This is a genomic window from Haloarcula salinisoli, assembly GCF_019599405.1.
In the GTDB taxonomy this organism is placed as follows: Archaea; Halobacteriota; Halobacteria; order Halobacteriales; family Haloarculaceae; genus Haloarcula; species Haloarcula salinisoli.
In genome coordinates this window covers 849,600-873,854 of the sequence record NZ_RKLQ01000002.1, presented here as the reverse complement: position 1 = coordinate 873,854, position 24,255 = coordinate 849,600, and the positions used below count along the sequence as shown (strand labels likewise).

The following is a 24,255-nucleotide window of genomic DNA, read 5'->3' as shown; positions in this document are numbered from 1 at the left end:
GAATGGCCGCCAATGCACACAGGCGACATCGCCAGTCGACTCGACGACGAACTCGACACCGACGCCTACGCCGACGTCGACGCCAGCCCCAACGGCCTCCAGGTCGGGCCCGCCGACCGCGAGGTCGAGACCGTCGCGGTGGCCGTCGACGCCGCCGTCGAGACCATCGAGCGGGCGAGCGAGGCCGGCGCCGACCTGCTCGTGACCCACCACGGCATCGTCTGGGGCTCCATCGAGCGGGTCACGGACAGCAACTACCGGCGTATCGCGCCGCTGCTCGAGAACGACCTCGCGCTGTACGTCGCTCACCTCCCGCTCGATGGCCACCAGCAGCTGGGCAACGCCGCCGGGCTGGCCGACCAGCTGGACCTCGACAACCGCGCGCCGTTCGGGGCGATGGGCGGTGAGTGGGTCGGCCAGCGCGGCCGACTGGTCGAGGGGCGTTCGCTCGAGGCGCTCGTCGAGGCCCTCGAAGCGAATCTCGACACCGGCGGCCAGCCCGTCCAGACGCTCGATTTCGGCCCCGAGACCGTCGAGGACGTGGCTATCGTCACGGGCAGCGGCGCCGACTGGCTAGAGGAGGCCGTCGACGTCGGTGCTGACGTGCTCATCACCGGCGAGGGGAAACAGCAGGCCTACCACGAGGCCCGGGAGGCCGGCATCAACGTCGTGCTCGCGGGCCACTACGCCACCGAGACCTTCGGTGTCCGGGCCCTGTCCGCCAGGCTCGACTCCTGGGGGCTTGAGACGACGTTTATCGACTGTCCCACCGGGCTGTGATGTGCGGGGTCGACTACGCGGCCGTCGAGAGTGACGCGGACCTCCTCGAGTGGTCCCGGAGCTACTGCCGCGAGGTCCGTCGCCGGTGGGGCGTCGACGTACGGTTCGACCTCGTGGAGTGGGAGATATCCCACCGGGCCAAGCGCCGTGCTGCGGCGGTCAAGCGTCCGAAACTGCCCGATGCGACCGTCGGTGAACCGTACGATTGGACCACCGTCGAGGGGGCCGACGGCCGGCCGCTGCCGTGTACGCTCTCGCTCACCCGCGAGGCCTTCGAGACGTTCGACCGGGCCGAGTGGGAGGCGACGCTGCGCCACGAGCTCATCCACGTCGAGCAGTACCAGCGGGACGGGACGACTGACCACGGCGAGGCGTTTCGCGAGCGGGCGTCGGCGCTGGACACCGACGTCCACTGCCAGGCCTTCGCCGAGGCGACGTACGTCCTGACGTGTGAGCGCTGTGGCGGGCTCGTGGCCCGTCGGTACCGGGACTGCCCGCTGGTCCGCGAGCGCGAGCGGTACCGGTCGGACTGCTGTGGGGCCGCGCTGGAACTCGCCTGAGAGGGTATCTGAGACGTGTTTGCCCTGTCTCCGTATCTAGGATATCTATCAGCGCTCGCTCAGCGGTGAGAGGCCCCGGAGTCGCCGGAGCGCCCTGACCGTGAGCGTCGACCCGGCAGCCCACAGTCGGTTCGGGACGCTCGGCATCGGGACGAGCGGGTCCCGCGCCGTCGACACCGTCTGGCTCTCGGTGTATTTCAGGAGCCCCTCGGCCCCGTGGCGTCGACCGATACCCGAGTCACCGACGCCGCCCATCGGCGCGTCCGTCGACGCCCACATACTGAGGTACGCGTCGTTGACACACGCCGTCCCCGTCTCGATTCGGCGGGCCACGGTCTTCCCGCGAGCGGTGTCGCCGGTCCAGACGCTCGCGTGGAGCCCGTAGTCGGTGTCGTTTGCGCGCTCGACCGCCTCGTCGGCGTCGGCGACCGGCGTTATCGAGACGACCGGGCCGAACGTCTCTTCACAGGCCGCCGTGGCGTCGCCTGGGAGGTCGGTGAGCACAGTGGGTTCGTAGAACAGCGGGCCCACGTCCGTCCGGCGACGGCCGCCGGTCTCGACGGTGGCTCCCCGTTCGCGGGCGTCGGCGACGTGTGCCTCGACCGTCTCCAGCTGGTGCTTTCCGATGAGCGAGCCGACGTCGGGCCCGAAATCCAGCGACGCTCCGAGTTCCAGGGCCTCGGCGGCCTCGACGAACTGGGCACAGAACTCGTCGTACACCGTTTCGTCGACGAAAATCCGCTCGAAGGAGATACACAGCTGTCCGGCGTTGGCGTAACTGCCGTGGACGAGCCCCCGGACCGCCGTCGGGATATCCGCGTCGTCGAGGACGATAGCGGCGTTTTTCCCACCCAGTTCCAGCGAGGCGTCGATGAGGTGCTCGCCGGCCAGCGACGCCACCGTCCGTCCGGTCCCCGTGCTCCCGGTGAAGGTGACGTAGTCGACGGCCGAAATCAGGGGCTCACCGAGCGGTTCGCCGTAGCCGGTGACGACCTGGACGAGGTCTTCGGGAACCCCCGCCTCGACGAGCAACTCGACGGCCCTGAGCGCGGAGAAGGGCGTATCTTCGGCCGGTTTGAGCACGGCGCCGTTGCCGGCCAGCAACGCCGGGAGCATATCGGAGATGGCCAGCGTCAGCGGGTAGTTCCACGGTTCGATGAGGCCGACGACGCCGACGGGGTCGTGGTGCTCGACAGCCGTCGTCACCAGCGGAAAGGCGCCGTTCTTGCGGGTCGGGGCGATGTGGTCCGGCCCCTGCCGGGCGTAGTAGTCGGCGGTGAGGACGATATCGAGCAGTTCGGCGTGGGCGTCGAGACGTGATTTTCCACCCTCCAGCTGGACGATATCCAGCAACTCGGAGTCGTTTGCGAGCATCTCGTCGCCGACCGATTGCAGTATCTCCGCTCGTTCCGCCACCGGGCGCCCGGCCCACTCGGACTGGGCCGCTCGCGCCCGGGAGACGGCCTCGGTGACGTCGGCGGGCTGGCAGGCCGGGACCGTTCCCAGTTCGCTGTCGGTGAAGGGGCACCGAACGACCAGCGAGTCACGGTCCGTGACCCGCGGTATCTGCTCTTGCAACCGCTCGACTGTCTGCTCGGACAGCGACGACGAAACGTTCAACCCGGTCATTGTTTCTCGAACAGGCGGACGACTTATCCTTCTTTTGTCGGTACTCCAAGAGGGCTGGCGCGAACCACGCCGTTTTAGCCCGCTGGCCGACCACTGGGGACCAATGAGCGACCACGAGGACCGAGAGACGTTCTGTCACGACCCCATCGGCCACGCCGAGGCCCGCGCGGGCATGACCGTCGGTGAACTGGCCGACAGCTACGGCGAGGCCGGTATCGGCGCCGCCGACATCCACGAGGCCGTCGACATCTACGCCGAGATGCTAGACGACGACGTGACTACCTTCGTCGGCCTGGCGGGCGCGATGGTACCCACGGGGATGCGAGCCATCGTTTCGGAACTCATCCGGGACGGCCACGTCGACGTGCTGGTGACGACCGGGGCCAACTGCACCCACGACACCATCGAGGCTATCGGCGGCAAGCACCACCACGGCGAGGTGACCGCCGAGGGTCACACCGAGCGCGAACACGACGAGAACCTGCGCGACGAGGGCGTGGACCGCATCTACAACGTCTATCTCCCGCAGGAACACTTCGCGCTGTTCGAGAACCACCTCCGCGAGGAGGTCTTCACTGTCCTCGAAGACGAAGGCGCGGTCTCTATCCAGCGGATGACCGAGGAGCTCGGTCGGGCCAACAGCGAGGTCAACGAGGCAAAGGACGTCCACGAGGACGCCGGGGTGTTGGCCGCCGCCTACGAGCACGACGTCCCCGTCTACTGCCCCGCTTTCCAGGACTCCGTGCTGGGCCTGCAGGCCTGGATGTATTCACAGACGAGCGACTTCACTGTCGACGCGCTCGCGGACATGACCTCGATTACGGACGTCGCCTACGAGGCCGACAGCGCCGGGGCGCTGGTCGTCGGCGGCGGTGTCCCGAAGAACTACGTCCTCCAGACGATGCTCGTCTCGCCCGACGCCTACGACTACGCCGTCCAGTTGACGATGGACCCCGCCAACACCGGCGGGCTCTCCGGGGCGACCCTGGACGAGGCCCGCTCGTGGGGGAAACTGGAGAAGGACGCCCGCAACGTCTCAGTCTACGCCGACGCGACCATCACGCTCCCGCTGGTCGTGGCCGCTGCTCGCGAGCGTGTCGGCGAGTAACCCGCCCCTGGCACGCTGGCCGACCTACGGTCCTGCCGGGACGGCGAACACGTAGGCTGCGCCGACTCTCCGACAGTCGGCTCCGTCGTCCACCCGGGCGCCGACCAGCGCGGTGCGCCCGTCACCAGCCAGGGCGACCGGGGTGCCGAAACTCCGCGATTCGTCGTCCGGGGTGAACGTTTTCACTGCGCTCCAGCCATCGGCCGTTCTGTGTAACAGCTGTGGGCCAGCCGTCGGGGTCCCGTCCGCCGAGTCCGGGAGCCGCCCACCGACCAACGCCGTGTCGCCGTCCGCGGACACGGCCACTGCTGTCGCGAAGCCCGACGCGGTATCCCCGTCGGCGGCGAAGCTATCGAGACGCCGCCAGCCGTCGGGACGGTGCTCGAACACGTGCGCTGTCGGGTCGACAAGGGGTCCCGTGTCGGTTTTTCGATCGGAGCCGATCACCGCGGTCGTCCCGTCGTCCGACAGCGCGACGCTGATGCCGAAGTGGTCGCTGGATTCGGCGGGCGGCATCTGTAGTGTCTCGCCACGTGTCGGGGCCCCGTCAGTCAGCCTGTAGTCGTACACTTCCCCCTCGCGACGACCCTCGGGTCCCGGTGCCTCGCTGTTCGCGATGAGTGCCCTGGTGCCGTCACCGTCGATGGCCAGTTCCGCGCCGAACCAGCTCCCCGTCGCGTCAGCTGGCGGGCTGAGACTGTGCTCCCGGGTCCACCCCGCCGCTGTTCGTCGGAACACGGGGACCGTCGAAGAGAACCCGCCCACGAGGACGGTGGAACCGTCCGACGCTATCCCGACTGCCATCCCCAGACTGTCATCGTCGCTGTCGCTCGGACCGAGTTCGGCTTCCTGACTCCAGCCGTCGCCTGAGCGACCGAAGACGTAGGCCTTCCCCGCCCCGCTCGCACCGACGACGGCGGTCGAACCGTCCGCCGAAACCGCGACTGCCTCGCCGAAGTCCATGCTCGACTCTCTGTCGTCCGGTGTGAGTTCGGCCGCCACGCTTCCGGTCTCGCCGTCGACCTCGAACACGTACGCGACGCCGGCCTCGACCGTGGGCGTGCGGTCGCGCCGCTCGGCACCGACGATTGCGGTCGAACCGTCCGCCGACATCGCGAGGGCGTTCCCGAAGTTGTCGTCGGTGTTACCGTCGGGGCCAAACAGTTTGTTCTTCGGTGGGGCCCCGTCCGTATCGGTGGCTGGCTCACACGCTGTCCGTCCCTGCCCGCCCACACAGCCCGCCAGCAGCCCGATACTCGAGAGGCCGACGGCGCCGAGGAGCTGGCGCCTCGTTCGTTCCATCCTGTCGCTCTCTGAGATAAACAACTCGGTCGGAACGTTTCAATACTTCCCTCCCCACCTCGAGTGTGACGGCGACGGACTGCGTCGACGAGTTGGCCCTCGTCGCGATAGCTCACGGGCCGTGAGCAGAGTCCCGCCACTATCGGGAGCTGGTATCGGACCCACCAAGTGGTCGCTTGTCGGTTCGCGGACTACTCGGGTTCGATGGCCGGCGACGGCCGGGTTCGGCCTCAGTTTTGCTGCCAGAGGAACTCGTCGTCCTCGACCAGTTCCTCGAAGTGGCCCTGCTGGAGATAGCCGCCGAAGACGAGCACGCCGATGCCGAGGGCAGCCAGCGGCAGCGCCCAGACCGTGCTGGCGCCGCTGACGACGACCGAGGTCGCCGACACGAAACAGAGCGCCCCGGTCGCGACGGTGATAGCGAAGAGGACGCTCCGGCGGGCACCGGTCTCCGTCTCGTCGAACAGCTGTTGGTCCATAGTGGGTAATGATGGTATATGTGCCAATGCACCTTATTTATAATGGCTAAACGGCGGGGCGCTACGGGCGGAGATGGTCCGACCAGCAACTGCCGTGTGTGGCACTTTCACGCGCTCTCGCTCGGTTTGGCAATCCTTTCGCCTCTCTTCGCGTTCTATCCCCCAATGAGCTACAAGATCGGACTCGTCGGCAAGCCGCCGTCGGACCTGCGGTCCGACGAGGATCGCGAACCTCCGGTTCGCTCACCCTCTGTCGGCAAGTCCACCTTCTTCAACGCTGCCGTCAGAGCAGCGCTCTGACGAGCCGCAAAATCGCATAACGATTTTGCGACGGCGACGATGAACGACGCGTTTTACCCGTAGCAGAGTTGGTGTGGTTGCGACTCTCACGCGCTCTCGCTCCATTTGACAATCCTTTAGCCCCTCTTCGCGTTCTATCCCCCAATGAGCTACAAGATCGGACTCGTCGGCAAGCCCTCTGTCGGCAAGTCCACCTTCTTCAACGCGGCGACGATGAACGACGTGCCGGAGGGCGCGTATCCGTTCACGACTATCGACCCGTCGATGGGCGAGGCCTACGTCCGTGTCGACTGTGCGGCCCCGGAGTTCGAGCACAGCTGTACCCCCAACCACGGCTACTGCGAGGACGGGGTGCGGTTCGTCCCGACGAAACTGGTCGACGTTGCCGGGCTGGTTCCCGGTGCCCACGAAGGGAAAGGACTGGGCAACCAGTTCCTCTCGGACCTCAACGAGGCCGACGTGCTCATCCACGTCGTCGACTTCACCGGCGAGACGGACCTGGAAGGCGAGCCGACCGAGGACCACGACCCACGCGAGGACATCGACTTCCTGGAGAACGAACTCGACATGTGGTATCTGGACGTCTTAGAGAAGGGTATCGAGCGGTACCGCTCGGGCTACCACGGGGAGGACGGCGATATCGAGGTCGACCTCGCGGAACAGCTCTCGGCGTTCAAAATAAACGAGGACGAGATCAAGCAGGTCATCCTCTCGCTCGACCTCGAACTGGACCCCGACGCGTGGGACGACGACGACCGCTTCGAGCTCGCCCGCGAGATTCGCATCCGCACCAAGCCGATGGTCATCGCGGCCAACAAGATGGACACCGAGGCCGCACAGGACAACTGGGAGACCGTGACCGAGGACCCCGACTACGAACACCTGACCTTCGTCCCCGTCTCGGCTCACGCCGAGAAAGCCCTCAAGAACGGCGCCGAGCAGGACGTGCTCGACTACCGCCCCGGCGACACCGACTTCGAGGTGACGGCGGACCTCCCCGAGGCAAAGGCCGCAGGGCTCGAACAGATTCGCGACTTCGTCACGTCCTTCGACGGCACCGGCGTCCAGCAGGCCTTAGAGACCGCGCTGTTCGAGGAACTCGACGCGATTGCCGTCTTCCCCGGCGCGCGCAAGCCACAGGAGGACGGTACCTTCCTGCAGGACTGTTTCGTCCTCCCCGACGGGTCGACGGCCGAGGATTTCGCCTACTTCCTCCACACCGACATCGGCGACGGGTTCCTCCACGCCCACGACGTGCGCTCCCAGCGCCAGATCGGCGCGGACACCGAACTGGACCACCGCGACGTGGTCGAGATTACGACGACGAACTGAGCCGGACAATTTCACTCCTGATAACCGGGTCTGGTAGCTTTTCACGCCCGATTCCGTCCGTTCGGGTATGTCTGACCTGTCACCCTGGCAGCGCTTGTCGTCGTTCGCCGTGAATTACATTGGAGGGCCAAGATGACCGGAACGGCCGATGACCGGCTCGTCGGTCGCTTGCTCGTCAGTATCGGCGCGATTCCCATGGCTACAGAGCCGTACCTCCCCGAACCGCTCCGCAGGGACTTCGGCGTCCGGCTGTTCCTCCTGGCGTTCGTCTCCGTGTTCGTCGGTCCCGCTATCGCTGCCGTGCTGTTTACCGACGCGCTCCCTGCCGTCACGTTCGCTGCCTTCATCGTGCTCTGTACCGGATTCCTGGGGTACTGCGAGCTGTACCGCGCGATAATCGAGATCAACGAGAAAGCTACCGCCGTCGACGGCGGCGACTACGACATCGACTTCGGCGTCGACCGGGTCGACGAAATCGGCGAGACCTACGACACGCTCGAACGGACGGCCCGTTCGCTGGGCGAGTCCCTCGCCGAGGCGAACCGCGCACAGTCCGACTCGGACGCGGCGCGAAAGGACGCCGAGGCGGCCCAGCGAGACGCCGAGCGCGAGCGCACCGAGTTGGAAGCGCTCTCGGACCACCTCGAACAGAAGGCCACGGACTACCGGGACGCTTTATCGGCGGCCGCCGACGGCGACCTGACGGCCCGCGTCGACGCCGACAGCACGAGCGAGGCGATGGCGGCGGTCGGCGCGGCGATAAACGAGACCCTCGACGCGCTCGAACGAACTATCGGCCGCGGACAGTCGGTCTCGCGGCGCATCGCCGACGAGAGCGACCGCGTCGCCGACCAGGGGGCACAGCTCCGGACCGAGACGCGGACGGTCACCGAGCGGGTCGGGTCGATATCGGACAACACGGAGACCCAACGACGGCAGCTCGACGAGGCAGCCGACGAACTGAGCGACCTCTCCGCGACCGTCGAGGAGATGGCCTCGTCGGTCACCGAGATAGCCGAGCACAGCGGCACCGCCGCCGAACTGGGACGGGACGCACAGCGCACCTCGTCGGCGGCACAGAGCGCCGTCGACGAGATTCGACACCAGTCGATGAGCGCCGCCGGGGAGGTCCGACAGCTCGACACCATCGCCGAGGACATGGCCGAGATCGTCGACGTCATCGACCGTATCGCCGAGGAGACGAACATGCTGGCGCTGAACGCCTCTATCGAGGCCGCCCGCGCCGGTGCGGCCGGCGAGGGGTTCGCGGTCGTCGCCGACGAGATCAAGCAACTCGCCAGCGAGACACAGGAGGCCACCGGCGACGTGGAGGCGCTCATCGACTCTATGCGCTCGCAGGTTGGCGACTCCGTCGACGCCATGAGCGAGATGGAGTCCGCGGTCGACCAGGGGAGTGACACCGTCTCCGAGACGATAACCACGCTCGAGGACGTGGTCGACGCCACCGTCGAGATAAACGACAGCATCCAGGAGGTCGACCGCGCGACCGACCGGCAGGCCGAGACCACACAGGAGGTCGTCGGGCTCGTCGACGACGTCGGTGAGATAGCGACTGAGACCGCCTCGGTCGCCGACGACGTCGCCTCTGCCGCCGCCCAGCAAGACGCCACGCTCGGCGAGATGGTCGACGACGTCTCGTCGTTTGCCACTGACGCGGGGACGATGCGCGAGGAGCTCTCGCAGTTCGAGACGGCGGCCGACGAGACGGCGGGGTACTCCCCCGGTGGGCAGCCGGTCTCGACCGACTGAGCCGGCTACAGCAGGAGATACGCGAGCAGGGCCACGATAGCGACCTTCTTCACGAGGACGACGCCGATGATGGTCTGTGTCATCGTCAGTCCCCGAACACGCTCGATGCCGCGCCGGAGGACGGCGGGTGCGGTCGCGAGTTCCCGGACGAGCAGTCGGGATTCGGCCCGGAAGGTCTCGACGGCACCGCCCTCGCCGTCGGTGTAGGCGGCCTCCGCCGTGGGGACCCACTCGTCGCCGGTGTAGGCGAGTTCGACCAGCGTTCCCTCGAGGTGGGCGGCCTGCTCGAAGTCGAACCCGTTGGTCTCACACAGCGATTCGAGGCGCGCCACGTCGCGGTCGCTGTCGAGGTCGTAGCGCCGGCAGACGCGCTCGCTGGTCCAGTCGAAGCCGAACCGACAGACGACCTCGTGCTCTCCGATCCACACGTCGACCACCTCGGCCAGTTCGGCCGTTCCCTCCGTCTCCTTGCGCTTTCGGCGCAGATGCTCGTAGTCGCTCGCAGACCCGTCCTCGGTGGTCGTCACCTCTGACATACTCGGTACACCGTGGTTCGGTTGGCCGCCTGAAAACTGTTCGCTTGGATGTCAGATGTCGACCGGACAGCCGTTTATCTCGCCGCCGCGCATCCCGTCGGCCAGCCAGTAAATCGACAGCGTCAGGACGACCAGCGCGCCGAGCGCGAACTCGAGGCCCTCTAACGGGAGAAAGAGCAGGCCGCCAGTCACGCCCAGCAGCGACAACAGCCCGACCAGAACCGCGGACCCACAGGCCGCACAGCCCGCACCGAGCGTCCCGAGGACGAGTCCCGCCGCCCCCGCACCGCCCTGCTGGAGGTCGAGCCCGTGCTCGCGGAAGTGGTACGCCGCCATCGCGACGTCGACGCCGGTCAGCAGCGCGACCGCCACCAGCAGGAGCCCCTGCGTTGCGGTGAAGTTGGCGCCGACGAAGGGGTACAGCTCCCCGAGGATGGTCAGCCGGCTCGAGAGCGGGAGCGAGCCACCGACCACGAGGTCCAGCACGATGGGCACGTTCAGCGAGACGACGAACGCGGTCAGCGAGAGGGCGCTGGCGAGGACGGCGATGACCGCGTAGGTCGGCACCGTGAGCACGAGCCGCACGGTCCGGCCCATCAGCTGCCAGTCCCGGGGCCGAGTGGGGAGTCGCACGCCCCGCAGCGACCGCCCCACGGCGCCCATCAGTTGACCTCCAGCGCGTTGGCGATGAGGTCGTAGCTCACGCTCCCGTTGGCCCGCGTGGCGAACTGGCCGTCGCGAAAGAGCAGGACGATGGGCGTCTGCTGTGGCAACTCGGCGTCCTCGGCGGCCGTGATGTCCGCCTGCACCGCGTCGTCGTGGGCCTCGTTTCTGGCGTCTGCGACCACCGACGACCCGTCTATATCCGTCGAGTTCGTGAGGAACTGTTCCGTGCGGTCGAGGACGTTGTCGTCGTTGAACTGTCCCTGCTCGGCAAAGTAGTGGTTAAACAGCGCCCAGAACGCCCCCTCGCTGCGGGCAAAGGCCGACTCCAAGGCCTGCGTCGCCGGCTTCCCCCAGGGATAGATGATTGGGTAGGTCCGAACGACGTAGGCCCCCTCGCCCGCGTCGACGATGTTTTCCTCGATTTTCGGGACCGCGTTCTCGTGGAACCGCCGACACTGCGTACACGAGGGGTCCTCGAAGGCGAGCACGACGTTCCCGCCGAGGTCGCCCTGTCGGGGCTGGGCCTCGAGGTTCGCCGCCGCCGGGTGGTCGTCGATGGACTGGCCGCCGTTGCTCCCGTTGGGTCCGCTGCCGCTGCTGCCGCCACAGCCCGCGAGCGAGCCGACGACACCCGCGCCGGCGAGTGTCAGATATCGTCGCCTGTTCATGGCTACTCCGAGGTTCTGGGGTCCTTTAGCCCTTGTTCCAATTTGCACCCGAAAGGGACAACCGCCAGCGACCGGTAGGTGCGGCCGGCCGATGACGAGCCAGTGTTCCGAGCCGGGGTGACTCCCCGGCGGTGACGAACCCTATGAGTGCCGAGGCCCACCACGCAGCCACCGAGCACGGCCACACGGACGACCGTCGCCCGCTCGCTCTGTCGGCTGATTCCTGCGGTTCGCGGGCGGAAGAAATTAGTGACACCTCTCCCGATACCAGCCATGAATTTTCAGCGACGACGGCTGTTGGAGGCGAGCGGAGTCGCACTTGCCGGACTGGCGGGGTGTGCCGACCTCGACAGTGACGACGGGCGGTCAGCCGGCAACGGCGGGCAGTCGTCGACGGCGGGTGAGCCCCTGGAGCTCGACTTCGGCGAGGGAGCGCGGTTCTCGAACGACAGCGGCGTGGCCCTCTCCGTCGAGCTGTCGAACCCCCGACTGCTGGAGACCGTCTCCGTCGTCCGAGACGGGGAGATATACGTCGATTCGCCCGAGTCCAGGCCCTACTTCCTGTTCGTCACGGTCCGGGTGGCAAACGAGGGGAGCTCGGCAATCGACCCTCCGCGCGGGCTGTTCTTCGAGGCAGAGGGCCGGGAGGTCGACGGTGCCGCCATCCGCACCCAGGGCCAGCGGTACCGCGACATCGGCGAATTGGCGCCCGGCGAGGGCGCCGAGGGGACTATCGCCTTCCCCGCCCCCGACGGCGACGGGGCCGGGACGGTCTCGCTCAAGTTCCAGGTCCTGCTCGAGTCCCCGCCGGCGCGGTGGACGTTCGACTTCGCCGACGTGCCTCGCGAGACGGCCGACCTCGAGAAAGAGGGGCTGGGCGAGACCGCCACCGTCCGCGCAGGCAACCACGCCTACGAGTTCACGCCGACCGCCGTGCGGGTGACGACCGCCTACACGGACGGTGACGGGAACGAACACACCGCCCCGTCCGGCTCGACGTTCGTCCTCGTCGAGGCCCGTTCGGAGAACGTCGGCAGCGAGCCCGTGAAGCTGCCGAACCCGTACGACGTTCGGCTGGCGGCCGACGGCTCGGTCTACCGAGGGGGCCAGTACAAGGACGCCGCCGAGCGCTACGAGGGACAGGTCGACCCGTACCCGCCCGGGGAGAGCCAGGCGGGCGTGTTCCTGTTCGACGTGCCCGACGCCGCGTCGAGCCTCACGCTCCAGCTCGCAATCGGGAACCAGACGTTCGTCACCTGGCCGGCCGAGCCAGGCGGCGGCTGACCGACGGCGACAGTCCGCTCACTGTTCCCGTTCGGTTACGCGAACGACGGCAACACCTCTTCCTCGTACAGCTCGACCATCGCCTGCTGGTCGTCGCCAATCTGCATCGTGTAGACGTGGTCGTAGCCGGCGTCGATAGCTTCCTGGATGCTGTCGATGTGGGCCTGTGGGTCGGGGTCGGTAATGATGCTCCCCTCGGCGATATCGTCCTCGGAGACCATCTCGACGGCCTGTTCGAACAGCGCCGGCGTCGCCAGCTCGGTGCTCAGTTCGCCCGGGAGCGCCGAGTTGGGCCACCTCTCGTAGGCGGTCGCGACGGCCTCGGCCTCGGTCTCGGCGACACAGGCCTGGAGCTGACAGAAGCGGGGCCCCTCGCCACCGTGGTCGTCCCAGGTCTCGACGGTCTCCTGTGGGCCGACCGACCAGAACCCGTCACCGAAGTCGGCCGCGGCGGTCGCGGCTCGCTCGCCGTAGGCGGAGACGCAGACGGGCGGTGGCTCCTCGGGCAGCGTGAACAGTCGGGCGTTCTCGACGGTGTAGTGTTCCCCGTGGTGGCTGACCTCCCGGCCCGTCCAGAGGCGCTTGCAGATATCGACGGCCTCCTCGAGCATCTCGATGCGGACGGCGTGTTCGGGCCAGCGGTCGCCCAGGACGTGCTCGTTCAGGTTCTCGCCGGTGCCGACCCCGGCGTAGAACTCGCGGCCGTCGAACATCGCGGCGACGGTGGCGACGGCCTGGGCGTAGACGGCCGGATGGATGCGGATGATGGGCGCCGAGACGCCGACGCCGACGTCGATGTCGTCGGTCGCGGTCGCTATCCCGCCCAGCGTCGACCAGACGAACGGGGCCTCACCCTGCTCGCTGACCCACGGGTGGTAGTGGTCCGAAACCGAGAGGAAGTCGAAGCCGGCGGCCTCCGCTCGCCGCGCGTGCTCGACCAGGTCGGTCGGGCTGTGCTCCTCGCTGGATACTGTGTAGCCTATCTCTGTCATCGTTCTCGGGACCTAGCCTCACCCGTTCCGGGAGTGAGCCCACTGCCGGCAGTCGAAAGGCGGTTTTGGGTAGTCGCGACACCAGGTGAACCGTCCGCCCTGCTCGGCCCCTCGAAGTGGTCCTCGCGTCGCCGGCCCCGACTGTTTCGGGCGGCCGTGCCCACCGACACCACGACAGTCCTCGCCGGAACACGTCGGTGGCCAGCGCCGACCGCTCGGGGTGGCGCGCAGTTGCAACCCAGCGGCTCATTGCTCGCTCGCCCGAACCCGAACGTGGCCATGACAACTGACTCGATTGAGCAACTGCTCGTCGAAGGCGTCCAGGAACTGTACTACACCGAACAGCAGCAGGTCGACGCGCTGGATGCCCTCGCCGAAGAGACGGGCATCCAGGCGGTCAGTCACGCCTTTGCCAGCCACCGCGAGGAGACCGAGGCGCAGGTCCAGCGGCTGGAGCAGGTGTTTGAGGCGATGGGCGAGGAGCCTGAAGCCAGAGAAGACATCGTGGTAACCGCGATGCTAGACGAACACGACAAGTTCGCCGGGGCAAACGACGGCGAAGTACTGGACCGGTACAACATGGGAATGGGACAGAAGACCGAACACTACGAGATAGCGGCCTACGGCAACCTCGTCTCGCTGGCGGAGAAGACCGGCCACGACGAGGCCGCCGAACTACTGGTCGAGACGCTCCGGGAGGAACAGGACGCCCTCGAGGAGCTGACGGAGGCCAGCGAGCAGTTCGACGAGCAGCAGATAGCCAGCGACTGAGCGGGACGGTCCCGGAACAGTGTCAGGTGGGCGACGATGGTCCGGCTCTCCAGCCCGCCCGCCATCGCCCCCGAGCGGGCGCCCATAGAGTGCTGGCTCCGCGCGTCCCGGTTCGGGACTCACTCGTCGCGCAGATATCTCATATAGAGAATACTTTTGGCTCTGGCAGAACCGTGAGAGCCGTGTGGCTGGCCTTCGAGGACGCGGTATGGACAAGCAGGCCATCCGCGAGCGGGTGTGGGACCGGCTGGAGGCCGACGGGGTCGCCCGGTTCCCGTTCCCGCCACACGACCGGATACCGAACTACGAGGGGGCCGCCACGGCCGCCGAACGGGTGACCGAGACGGCCGTCTGGGAGCGCGCCGAGACGGTGAAAGCCAATCCCGACTCCCCCCAGCTCCCGCTTCGCCGGGCCGCGCTCCGGGCGGGCAAGACGGTGTACATGGCGGTCCCGCGGCTTCGGGACCGGCGCTGTTTCTACGAGCTGGACCCGACCGAACTCGACGATATCGAGGCGGCCCCGGCCGTCTCGAACGTCGCCGACAACGCCAGGCAGGTCGGCCCCGAAGCCGTCGAGAGCCTCGACCTCGTGGTCTCGGGGTCGGTCGGGGTGACCGAAGACGGCGCCCGTATCGGCAAGGGCGAGGGGTACAGCGACCTCGAGTACGCCGTGCTCGCCGAACTCGGACTGGTCGACGACTCCACGCCGACGCTGACGACCGTCCACGAACTCCAGGTCCTCGACGGCCCCGACAGTGCCGTTCCCGACGCCACCGTCCCCGTCGACGCCCACGACGTGCCGATGGACTACGTCGTCACGCCCGAACGAACCGTCGAGACCGACACCCCGTATCCGCGCTCCGACGGCGTCGACTGGGCCGCCCTCGACGCCGACCGACTCGCCGAGATTCCGGTACTGGCCGACCGCGCGCCGGAGTGAGTGGCTCCCGCCCCCGGTAGGTCGACTCCGGCCACTCCTGACGGTGATTGATAAGGCTTAATGTAGGCCCTGCTGTCGTAAAAACAAGCTATGGGTGCGTGGTTATGACTGGGGTAAGTCGACGGGAGTATCTCGGTATTGTCGCGGCCAGTGGGGCCGCTGGACTGGCGGGCTGTGGGTTCCTCCCGTTTGGGGGGTCCGAGTCGGCGGGCTACTGGACGTTTGGCGGCGACCTGGCGCGGACGGGCTCGCTGACAGTGCCCGATGGCGAGGGGACTCCGGTGCCCGAATCGGGGCCGAGTGACGGCACGAAGCAGTGGACCTACGAGACGCGTGCAGCCGGCTACGAACCGACTGGGGCGGCCGTCGGTGACGGGACTGCCTACGTCGGGAGCGAGGCCGGTGTTCTGACAGCCATCGACCTCGGGAGCGGTGACATCGAGTGGGAGGTCCGATTCGACTCCGGTCTCGGGGTCGCGCCGGCCGTCGCGGACGATACGGTGTACGTACCCAGTGGCAACACGCTCTACGCGCTGGCCACGGGCGACGGGAGCGAACGCTGGCAGGTCGACACCGGCGACGGGAAGTCGTTCAGTCCGACAGTCGTCGACGGGCGCATCCTGTACTCCGTCGACTACAACCTGGCGGCGCTAGACACCGACGACGGCACGGTTCTCTGGTCGACGGACATTTCGGCCAACGCCGCCCCCGCCGTCCGGGACGGTGTCGTCTACGTGGGCAGCGACAGGGGTGTTGCCGCGGTATCGGTCGCGGACGGTACCCAGCAGTGGACGGCCTTCGACGGTTCGACAGCGGAGGGCGTCGACGTCGACGCCGACAACGTGTACTTCACCGAGGGAGCGTTCGTCACGGCACTGACCAGGGACGACGGCAGTAGACAGTGGCGCCACGAGCTCGGCGACAACATAGCCGTCCCACCGACTGTGGCGGACGGGACGGTGATAGTCGGTCTGTTCGGGGACAGGATAGTCGCCCTGTCGGCCGCGGACGGCAGCGAAAAGTGGCGCTACGACGAGGCGTTCGGACTGGAGGCGTCGGTAACCGTCGCCGACGGGACGGTTTACGCCGGGGACGCGGGCGGGACGTTACACGTCGTCTCGCTGTCCGACGGGTCTCAGCAATGGACCTACGAGGACAACCTCCGGATGCACAAACCGGTCGTCGTCGGTGACACCGTCGTCGCGACCGGCGGGACCGGACGCATCTTCGCCTTCGACAGGGGCTCAGGGACCAAACAGTGGGTCGTCCAGACGTATATGCGGGTCGAGTCGGCACCGGCTGTCGTCGACGGGACCGTCTACTTCGGGGACAACGACCGCGCGGTCAGGGCCGTCGACGCCGCCGACGGCTCCGAACAGTGGGTAAAGTCCGTCGATGCGGCGGTCAAGTGTCCGCCGACAGTCCGAGACGGGACGGTCTACGTCGGGGACAGCGAGGGGATGATACACGCGCTGAACGCGGCAAACGGGAAGAAACAGTGGAGCGTCGACATCGAACACCGCGTGCTGGGGTCGCCCGCGGTGGTCGACGGGACGGTGTACGCCCCCAGCGACGCCGGCCATCTGGTCGCCCTCGACACCGGTGACGGCTCCGAACAGTGGCGCTACGAGCCCGGCGACGGAATCCTCGCTGCCCCGGCTGTCGTCGACGGTACCGTATACGTTTGCGATACGGACGGCAACGTGGCGGCCGTCGCCGCCGGCGACGGGTCGGAACAGTGGACCGCGTCCATCGACGAGGCATATCTCGAGTACACCCCTGCCGTCGGTGCGGACCACCTCTACGTCCCCATCGACGAGACGGTCAAAGCCTACGACCTGGAGAGCGGCGACGAGGCATGGGAGAGCGACGAGCTCCACATCCTCAGGACCGCACCCGCCATAACCGACGAGATGGTGTACGTCGGCGACAACGACGGCACGCTCTACGCCCTGGAGGCGGACGACGGCGACGTCGAGTGGTCCACCGAAATGGGTCAGCGAATCAATGTCAGTTCGCCGCTCGTTACTGTCGACACCGTCTACGTGGGTACCGGCGACGGTGAGCTTCGCGCGCTCGGCACGGACGACGGCGAGGAGCAGTGGTCGGTCTCGACCCAGAGCGGTGTCGAGACGTCGCCGGCTATCGTCGATGAGAAACTCTACGTCGGGGGCTTCGGTCTCACAGCCATCAAGTAGCTGTCGGGCCAGGCAGCTCGTGGGACGTATCGAGCGGGCTCGGACAGACGCACACTCGGCGACTCGCTCGGGCGTCGCGGGTGATGGCGGCGTCGACCCGCCTGCGCACCGATGTCGGCCGCGGCGATAGTGCCACTGCAGGGCGGCCGGGACCTACGTTTATGGACGTGTGATTTCTATAACACGATATGGCACACCAGCCAGAGCGTCCGAAGGAGTACGTCTGCGAGAACTGTAACAACATCGTCGCGGGCGTCGTCGACGGGGAACCGCCGGACCATACGTACCAGCCGCCCAGAGATTGCCGGGCCTGTGGCAACTCCGAGTTCGTCGAACTGGACCGCTATCCGTCGACGCCCCAGCAGTAACGTTACCCCTCCAGCTGGGCCACACAGTCCCGGACCAGCCCGTCGAGATTTTCGGGGAGCGTCGGGTGGTATGCGCGGTCCGGAATCGCTCGCACGTCGAGTCCGAGTTCGACGACGACCTGGAGCGTCTTCGCGAAACTATCGGCGTGGTAGTGCAGTCCCTGCCACCCCAGTACCGTGCCGTCCGTGGCGTCGACCACGAGCTTTGCGAGTCCCTCGGACACGTCCTTGGATTTGAAGACGCCGTCGTCGCTGGCCTGCCGGGTCGCCGACACCACATCGTACCCCGCCTCGCGGGCGCTCTGTTCGCTGTGGCCGACGCGGGCGAACGGATAGACGCCCAGCCCCGAGAAGATGACGTGGTGGTGGACGTTCTCGTAGGGCAGGGGTTGCTGGCCCGACTCCTGGCGCAGGATGTTCTGTGCGGCCCTGAACCCTTGCTCCTTGGCGACGTGGAGAATCGGTTCCTTGCCGTTGACGTCGCCGACGGCGTAGACGTGGTCGGCGTCGACGGTCTGCATGGTGTCGCTGACCCACTCGCCCTCGGTCGAGATTGACGTCTCCGCCAGACCCAGGCCGTCGAGTGTCGGTTTGCGGCCCGTGAAACAGAACAGCTGGTCGGCCTCGTACTGCTTTTCGCTCCCATCCTCGAACTCCACGTACAGCCGGACACCGCCGTCGTCGGTCGGTTCCAGCTCGCACTCGTAGCAGTTCGTCGGTATCTCGACGTCCCAGTTGGCCTCGTAGATGTCGCGGGCGGCGTCGCCGAAGGCGGGGTCGGCCTCGTCGATGGGCCGGGCGTCGTGTTCTATCACCGTGAGCTCCATCCCGCCGGCCTCTGCCAGGTACGGCACGAGTTCCATCCCGATGTAGCCAAAGCCCATCACGATTCCCGAGTCGGGCAGTTCCGTCGCGTCGAGCACGTCGGCGCTGGTCATGTAGTCGACGGTCTCAATACCGGGTGTGTCGGGGACGTAGACGGTCGAACCAGTGGCGACGACGACGTAGTCGGCCTCGAAGGTTCGCCCGCCCGCGCGGACGGTATAGTCGTCGACGAACTCGGCGGTGGCGTGGACAAAGTCGACGCCCTCGTACTCGGCGAGTTCGTGTATCCCCTCGCGGCGGTGCTGGGCCCAGCCCAGCACGTGGTCGTCCTTCCGTTCGACGGTCGCTTCGAGGTCGACCTCGGGCGGGTCACCGACGAGCCGTTCGTCGTGGCGCGCCTGGAACCGGTGGGCGCCGGCCGACAGCACTTCCTTCGACGGCATACACCCCTTGAGGATGCAGAGCCCACCGCCGGGGTCCCCGTCGTCGACGAGCGTGAGGTCGATTCCGTCTACGGGGGCGAGTTCACCGGCGACGGCCGCGCCGGCGCTGCCGTACGCACCGATGATGACGACGTGGGTCATACCTGGCCACTAGCTATCCGGTCTGATAAAGGCACCCGCGGCGTGTCCGGTTCGAGCACGACCGCTCACCCTTAATCGTCGTCGCCCGGGAGAACCGATCGGCGGCGGCTGAGGCTCCGGAAATCGCCGGGCCAGACGTTCGTCACACGGGACCAGACGACCAGCACCGACGGGAGGACCAGCAGGGAGGTGAGGAAGGCATAGACGATAGAGAGCGCCGTCAGGATGCCGAACTGGCCGATAGCGGGGAAGACGGCGAGCGCGAGAACGCCGATGCCGAAGACGGTGGTGAGCATGCTGCCAAACAGCGCACCGCCGGTGCCACGCACCGTGCGGTCGAGCGCGGTCACGAGGTCGGCCGTGTGGTACTCGTCGGCGAAGCGATGGACGACGTGGACAGAGTAGTCCACGCCAAGGCCGATAGTCAACGCCAGCATCGTCCCCGTGATGGCGTTCAGCGGGATACCCAGATAGCGCATGGTCCCGGCCAGCAGGGCCACAGTGACGATGACCGGCACGACGTTGACGATACCGAGCGAGGGGCGGCCCTCGATGACCCAGTAGATGAACACGAGGAAGATGGCGGTCCCGGAAAGCGCGATGGCCAGCGAGACGATGGCGGACTCGAAGATGACGTCGGAGACGGCCTGGAAGACGACGGTGCCACCCGTCGCCGTCGCCTCGAACCGGAACTCGTCGGCGACCGTCTGGGCGTCCTCGGTCACCGCACTGTCGCTGGCGTCGCCTTCGACCTGGTAGGTAATCCGGGTCGCCCGGTAGTCCTCGGTGATGTAGTTGAGCGCCTGCGACCGCGACGACGAGGACAGGAGATACTCGTATATCTCCTCTAAGTTGTCGTCCGGGACGCCGTTGTCGTTGTGGTCGTTGCGGGAAACGAGCGCCCGGAAATCGGGGTCCCGTTCCGCGCGGTCCATGATGACAGTGACGATGGAGGTCGAGTCGGCGCGGCCGTCTTCGCGGACGAACGAGTCGGGCGGGTCCTCGCCCGCCCGATGTATCTGTTCGAGGGCGTCGTCGCTCCGCATCGGCCCCTCGACGTATATCGTCACGTCACCGCCCTGGCTCGAGGTGAATTTCTCGTCCAGGAAGTTCGTCGTCTCGGTGACGGTGTAGTCGTTCGGGGCGAAAGGCTCGGGCAGTGACTCTATCCAGTCGGGGTTGTCCTCGGGCGGGAGGAAGTCGTCCTGGGAGAACGAGGTCGAGATGCCGGTCGCGTACATCCCGGCCCCGCCGGTGACGACGAGTATCACCAGCAGGAAGACAACGGGGGCGCGCTCGGCGATGACGACGCCGCCCCGCAACACGCCACCGAGTCGCGACCCCTCCGAGCCCAGCGGCCGCTGGCTGAACGTGGGGATGGGGTAGCGCTCGCGCAGGCGGTCCAGTTCGACCTTCGCGGCGGGGAGGAAGACGCCGAAGATGAGGAAGGTAAAGACGATGCCGACGGCGGCAACGTAGCCAAAGTCCTGGATGGGCGGGAGGTCACTGGAGAGATTCGAGAGGAAGCCGATGACCGTCGTCCCGGTGACGATGCCAAAGGCGACCAGCAGCTGGTCGGTCGTGATACGCATCGACCGGCCGATATCAGTCCCGTTCTCGCGTTCCTCGCGGTAGCGGTTGACCGCGTGGATGCCGAAGTCGATGCCGACCGCGAGCAGGAGCGGCGGCACCGCGATGAGCATCTGCGAGAAGGGGATGCCGGCAAGCCCCATGAACCCAAAGGTCCAGACGATGGCCATGAACAGGGCGCCCAGGCCCAGCGCCATGTCGGCGAGGTCCCGATAGGCGATAGAGAGAAAGAGGAGGATGAAGATGAGCGCCGCGGGCACCGTCAGAATCAGGGAGTCGGCGACGACGTTGGAGAACTCCTCGGCGAGGATGCCCGCGCCGAAGACGGTTAACGACCCCGCCCCCGTCGTGTCGACGGTGAACTCGGTCTGTCGCTGGATGTCGGTCAGGGGGCTATCCCCGCCCTGGCCCGACCCAGACGAGAGCCCGGCCGGCAGCTCGTGGGTGACGACGCCGATGGTGGCCGACGCGGCGGCGGACTTGCGGTTGAAGTCGTTGCTGAGCAGGCCCGTGAACTGCGGGTTGTCGGCGACATTACGAACGGCGGCGTCGATTTCGCTGTCGGTCGACCGTTCGAGCGTCCGAATCTGGGCCTCGGTCGTCGTCGCCGACGGGTTCAGTTCGCGGGCGACGATCGCGGCCGCGGACGACGTCGAGGTCACCCGGAGGTCGTCGTTTTGCTCCAGGGACTCCTGGGTCCGGAGCATCCGCAACATCGCGGGTTTGGCGAGGACGTTCGTCTCCGACTGGATGAGCTGTGTGCTCCCGGTATCTGCCGAGAACGCCGGCGAGAACTTCGTGTTGACCTCTTCGAAGGCCTCCTCGGCCGGCAGTCCGGTCGTGAACTGCTGGGTGCCGGCGTTCGTCGAGATGTTACCCAGTCCGGCGCCAAAGAGCACCGTCACGACGAGAAAGGCCAGGATTACCTTGCGGGAGTCCTCGACGATGCGGTCGTCGGCCCAGTCGATGTAGCGCTGGTAGTTCATCGGGTCGGTGCGCTCCGGGCCGCGCGGCGGTCGGCCGGCGGCCAGTCGGTAGTCGACACGTAGGGACCGCAACTGGATAAACGCTTCATCACGCCGGTCACTCGTCGTGCTCCGGCGCTGCAGTCCTGAGCCCCTGGTCCGTGGTCACGCCCGGCTCGTCGGTCCACGGGAAGATGGAGTCGGCGACGGTCCCGCTGGAGCCGTCGTACCGCTGGAGACGGTCCCAGATGACCAGCACCGACGGGAGGATGAACATCGACGCCAGGTATGCGTAGATGACCGACAGCGCCGTCAGTAGCCCGAAGGCCCCGAGAATCGGATTCAGCGCGAGCACCAGCACCCCGATGCCGCCGACTGTCGTGAGCATACTCCCGGTCAGCGCGCCGCCGGTGCCGACCACGGTCCGGCGCAGTGCGGGTTCCAGCGCCCGCTCTTCGCGCTCGTCGGCAAAGCGGTGAACGATGTGGACGGCGTAGTCGGTCCCCAGGCCGACGGTGATGGCGAGGATACCGCCGTTGAGGGCGTTGAAATCGATGCCCAGGTACCGCATCGTCGCGACGATGGCGACGACGGCCATCAGGATGGGGATGACGTTCACGACACCGAGGCTCGGCTTCCCTTCGAGCAGCCAGTAGATGCCCACCAGGAACAGCGACGACCCGACGAGCGTTATCAGCAAGCTCTGGAGGACCGTATCGAGGATGAGCGCCCCAGCATCCTTGAAGACGATGGCGATGCCGGTCGGCGAGGCGTCGGCCTGGTAGTCGGCGGCGACCTGGTCACCGGCCCCCGCTATCTGGGCGTTCGTCGCGGTGCCGTCGGCCGTGTAGATGACCTGCGTGCTCCGGCGGTCCTCGCTGAGGAACTGCTCCAGCTGGCCGGGGCTGTCCGCAGCCAACGCGTCGTAGATGACGGGGAGATTGTCGTCCGGAATCCCGTTGTCGTTGCGGTCGTTGCGGGAAACGAGCGCCCGGAACTGCGGGTCACGTTCGGCGCGGTCGCGTATCACCGTCACGAGGCTCGTCACCTCCGCCTCCCGCCCCTCGCCGTCGATTGTCTCGGGCGGGTTCTGGCTGGCGCGGTGGAGTGACTCGAGGGCGCTGTCACGGCGCATGTTCCCCTCGACGTAGACGATCACCTGTTCCTCCTGGTCGAAATGACGGTCACGGAGGTTCCGGTTCTTGACGGACTGGAACTCTTCGGGCGGCGCGAGCGGGCCCAGATACTGGAGGAAGTCGGGGGGCTCCTCCGCGGGGCGGAAGTCCTCGCTGTCGAACTCGGTGCTGACGCCGGTGGCGTACCCGCCCGCGACGGTCGTGGCCACCAGCGCGACGATCAGGAAGATGACCGGGGCGCGCTGGGCAACGGTGACGCCGCCAGAAAGCAGCCGGCCGACGACGGACTCCTCGGAGCTGACCGGGGACTGGCTGAAGACGGGGATGGGGTACCGCTCGCTCAGGCGGTCGACGTACACCTTTGCGGCCGGCAGGAAGATGCCGAAGATGAGGAACGTAAAGACGATGCCGATGGCGGCGACGAGGCCGAAGTCGCGGTTGGGCGGGAACGCGCTGACGAGGTTCGAGAGGAAGCCGATGACCGTCGTCCCGGTGACGATGAAGAAGGCGACCAGCACCTGTCTGTTCGTCACGCCCATCGCCGCGCCGATGTCACTGCCCGTCTCGCGCTCCTCGCGGTAGCGGTTGATGACGTGGATACCGAAGTCGATACCCACGGCTATCAGCAGCGGCGGCACGGATATCAGCAGGGGATTGAACGGGATGTCAGCCAGTCCGATGAACCCGAAGGTCCAGATGAGCGCCATCACGATAGCACCGATACCCAGCAGGAGGTCCACGAGGTCCCGGTAGGCCACGACCAGGAACGTCACGATGAGAACAAAGGCCGCCGGGAGCACGATGCCGAGCGACGTCGCGATGTTGTTGGGGACCTCCCCGAGCACGCGGATATCACCGCCGACGGTGCCGACGATGTCCCTGACTCGCTCCTCTCGGTTGTCGATGTCGGCGGCGTCGTGTGTGACAGTGGATTCGGTCACCGAGGCCGACGCTGCCTCCCGGTTGAAATCCTCGCTGACCGACGACGTGAACGTGGGGTTCGTCTCCGCGGTCGTCCGGACGGCCTGGTCTATCTCGCGTTCGGTCGCGCCCTCGAGGACGTCTATCTGCGCTTCGAGCGTCGTGGCGTTGGAATCGAGGGTGCGTGCGACCTGCCGGGCCGGCGAACTCGTATCGCCGACGCGCATCTCGTCGCTGTCGGCGATGCGTTCCTGTGCCCGCAAGGACCGGAGTAGCGACTGTTTCGACAGCGCGTTGTCGTCCTTCTGCAGCAGCGTCGTGGTGGTCGTCGACTCGCCGAAGGAGGCACCGAAGTCCCGCTGGATATCCTGGAACGTCTCGTAGGACTCCAGGTCCTCGATGAACTGCTCCTGGCCCGCTTCGGTCTCTATCGCGCCCAGCCCGCTGGCGAAGGCGACCGTGACGACCAGAAACAGCAGGACGATGCGACCTGGGTTCGCGGTGATACGCTCGTTCACCCAGTCGATGTAGCGCTGGTGACCCATCCGTGA

At 67.1% G+C, this 24,255-nt stretch carries 21 protein-coding genes; 11 read left to right on the top strand and 10 right to left on the bottom strand.

Going from position 1 to position 24,255, the window contains the following annotated elements:
- The first annotated feature begins 12 nt into the window (after positions 1-12).
- Together EGD98_RS13675 and EGD98_RS13670 are read left to right on the top strand one after the other, a co-directional pair.
- Positions 13-780 carry a Nif3-like dinuclear metal center hexameric protein gene (locus tag EGD98_RS13675; RefSeq protein ID WP_220588924.1) on the top strand — a complete coding sequence of 256 codons (768 nt, stop codon included), beginning with the start codon at positions 13-15 and terminating at the stop codon, positions 778-780.
- Complete coding sequence (locus tag EGD98_RS13670; protein WP_220588923.1) at positions 780-1,340, top strand: SprT-like domain-containing protein; 561 nt, start codon at positions 780-782, stop codon at positions 1,338-1,340. Before EGD98_RS13675 ends, EGD98_RS13670 begins: the two co-directional genes overlap by 1 nt.
- A 48-nt stretch (positions 1,341-1,388) precedes the next feature.
- Here EGD98_RS13670 and EGD98_RS13665 read toward each other — a convergent pair whose 3' ends face one another.
- Positions 1,389-2,969 (bottom strand): succinic semialdehyde dehydrogenase, encoded by a 1,581-nt coding sequence (locus EGD98_RS13665; RefSeq protein ID WP_220588922.1) that lies wholly within the window; start codon positions 2,967-2,969, stop codon positions 1,389-1,391.
- A gap of 103 nt (positions 2,970-3,072) precedes the next feature.
- Here EGD98_RS13665 and EGD98_RS13660 point away from each other — a divergent pair, with 103 nt between their 5' ends.
- The gene (locus tag EGD98_RS13660) at positions 3,073-4,077 is read left to right on the top strand and encodes a deoxyhypusine synthase (protein WP_220588921.1); all 1,005 of its coding nucleotides are present in this window, start codon (positions 3,073-3,075) and stop codon (positions 4,075-4,077) included.
- A gap of 24 nt (positions 4,078-4,101) precedes the next feature.
- Here EGD98_RS13660 and EGD98_RS13655 read toward each other — a convergent pair whose 3' ends face one another.
- The gene (locus EGD98_RS13655; RefSeq protein WP_220588920.1) at positions 4,102-5,379 is read right to left on the bottom strand and encodes an FG-GAP repeat protein; all 1,278 of its coding nucleotides are present in this window, start codon (positions 5,377-5,379) and stop codon (positions 4,102-4,104) included.
- A 230-nt stretch (positions 5,380-5,609) separates the two neighbouring features.
- Entirely contained in the window at positions 5,610-5,858 is a 249-nt protein-coding gene (locus tag EGD98_RS13650) for a hypothetical protein (RefSeq protein WP_220588919.1), read from the bottom strand.
- 165 nt (positions 5,859-6,023) lie between these two features.
- On the opposite strand from EGD98_RS13650, the gene EGD98_RS21045 reads away from it, so the two are divergent.
- From EGD98_RS21045 to EGD98_RS13640, 3 genes are all read left to right on the top strand, one after another.
- Positions 6,024-6,158, top strand: coding sequence for a hypothetical protein (locus EGD98_RS21045; RefSeq protein ID WP_268899185.1), 135 nt, complete (start codon positions 6,024-6,026; stop codon positions 6,156-6,158).
- Between the two features lie 144 nt (positions 6,159-6,302).
- Positions 6,303-7,490 (top strand): redox-regulated ATPase YchF, encoded by a 1,188-nt coding sequence (locus tag EGD98_RS13645; RefSeq protein ID WP_220588918.1) that lies wholly within the window; start codon positions 6,303-6,305, stop codon positions 7,488-7,490.
- Between the two features lie 132 nt (positions 7,491-7,622).
- The gene (locus EGD98_RS13640) at positions 7,623-9,260 is read left to right on the top strand and encodes a methyl-accepting chemotaxis protein (RefSeq protein ID WP_220588917.1); all 1,638 of its coding nucleotides are present in this window, start codon (positions 7,623-7,625) and stop codon (positions 9,258-9,260) included.
- A gap of 5 nt (positions 9,261-9,265) precedes the next feature.
- Here the strand turns inward: EGD98_RS13640 and EGD98_RS13635 are convergent, their stop codons facing one another.
- Genes EGD98_RS13635 through EGD98_RS13625 form a run of 3 tightly spaced genes read right to left on the bottom strand, consistent with a single transcriptional unit; the run spans position 9,266 to position 11,130 of the window.
- Positions 9,266-9,796: a hypothetical protein gene (locus EGD98_RS13635; RefSeq protein ID WP_220588916.1), complete on the bottom strand. Its 531-nt coding sequence runs from the start codon at positions 9,794-9,796 to the stop codon at positions 9,266-9,268.
- 51 nt (positions 9,797-9,847) lie between these two features.
- Positions 9,848-10,459, bottom strand: a complete 612-nt coding sequence (locus EGD98_RS13630; RefSeq protein ID WP_220588915.1) for a hypothetical protein — start codon at positions 10,457-10,459, stop codon at positions 9,848-9,850.
- Positions 10,459-11,130 (bottom strand): DsbA family protein, encoded by a 672-nt coding sequence (locus tag EGD98_RS13625; protein ID WP_220588914.1) that lies wholly within the window; start codon positions 11,128-11,130, stop codon positions 10,459-10,461. Before EGD98_RS13625 ends, EGD98_RS13630 begins: the two co-directional genes overlap by 1 nt.
- Positions 11,131-11,403: 273 nt before the next feature.
- Here EGD98_RS13625 and EGD98_RS13620 point away from each other — a divergent pair, with 273 nt between their 5' ends.
- On the top strand, positions 11,404-12,414 hold the full coding sequence (locus EGD98_RS13620) for a DUF4352 domain-containing protein (RefSeq protein ID WP_220588913.1): 1,011 nt from the start codon (positions 11,404-11,406) through the stop codon (positions 12,412-12,414).
- 35 nt (positions 12,415-12,449) lie between these two features.
- On the opposite strand, the gene EGD98_RS13615 is transcribed toward EGD98_RS13620, so the two are convergent.
- A complete protein-coding gene (locus EGD98_RS13615) occupies positions 12,450-13,406 on the bottom strand; it encodes a TIGR03557 family F420-dependent LLM class oxidoreductase (protein ID WP_220588912.1) in 957 nt (318 codons plus the stop codon).
- A 279-nt stretch (positions 13,407-13,685) separates the two neighbouring features.
- On the opposite strand from EGD98_RS13615, the gene EGD98_RS13610 reads away from it, so the two are divergent.
- The 4 genes from EGD98_RS13610 (at position 13,686) to EGD98_RS13595 (ending at position 17,683) form a co-directional block, all read left to right on the top strand.
- Positions 13,686-14,177: a YciE/YciF ferroxidase family protein gene (locus tag EGD98_RS13610; RefSeq protein ID WP_220588911.1), complete on the top strand. Its 492-nt coding sequence runs from the start codon at positions 13,686-13,688 to the stop codon at positions 14,175-14,177.
- Between the two features lie 208 nt (positions 14,178-14,385).
- Entirely contained in the window at positions 14,386-15,117 is a 732-nt protein-coding gene (locus EGD98_RS13605) for a 5-formyltetrahydrofolate cyclo-ligase (RefSeq protein WP_220588910.1), read from the top strand.
- Between the two features lie 104 nt (positions 15,118-15,221).
- Entirely contained in the window at positions 15,222-17,315 is a 2,094-nt protein-coding gene (locus EGD98_RS13600) for an outer membrane protein assembly factor BamB family protein (protein WP_220588909.1), read from the top strand.
- Between the two features lie 188 nt (positions 17,316-17,503).
- Complete coding sequence (locus EGD98_RS13595) at positions 17,504-17,683, top strand: hypothetical protein (protein ID WP_220588908.1); 180 nt, start codon at positions 17,504-17,506, stop codon at positions 17,681-17,683.
- A gap of 2 nt (positions 17,684-17,685) precedes the next feature.
- On the opposite strand, the gene EGD98_RS13590 is transcribed toward EGD98_RS13595, so the two are convergent.
- The 3 genes from EGD98_RS13590 to EGD98_RS13580 form a co-directional block, all read right to left on the bottom strand.
- A complete protein-coding gene (locus EGD98_RS13590) occupies positions 17,686-19,092 on the bottom strand; it encodes a dihydrolipoyl dehydrogenase family protein (RefSeq protein ID WP_220588907.1) in 1,407 nt (468 codons plus the stop codon).
- A gap of 71 nt (positions 19,093-19,163) precedes the next feature.
- A complete protein-coding gene (locus EGD98_RS13585; protein WP_220589424.1) occupies positions 19,164-21,668 on the bottom strand; it encodes an efflux RND transporter permease subunit in 2,505 nt (834 codons plus the stop codon).
- Positions 21,669-21,765: 97 nt separating this feature from the next.
- On the bottom strand, positions 21,766-24,249 hold the full coding sequence (locus tag EGD98_RS13580) for an efflux RND transporter permease subunit (RefSeq protein WP_220588906.1): 2,484 nt from the start codon (positions 24,247-24,249) through the stop codon (positions 21,766-21,768).
- Between the last annotated feature and the right edge of the window lie 6 nt (positions 24,250-24,255).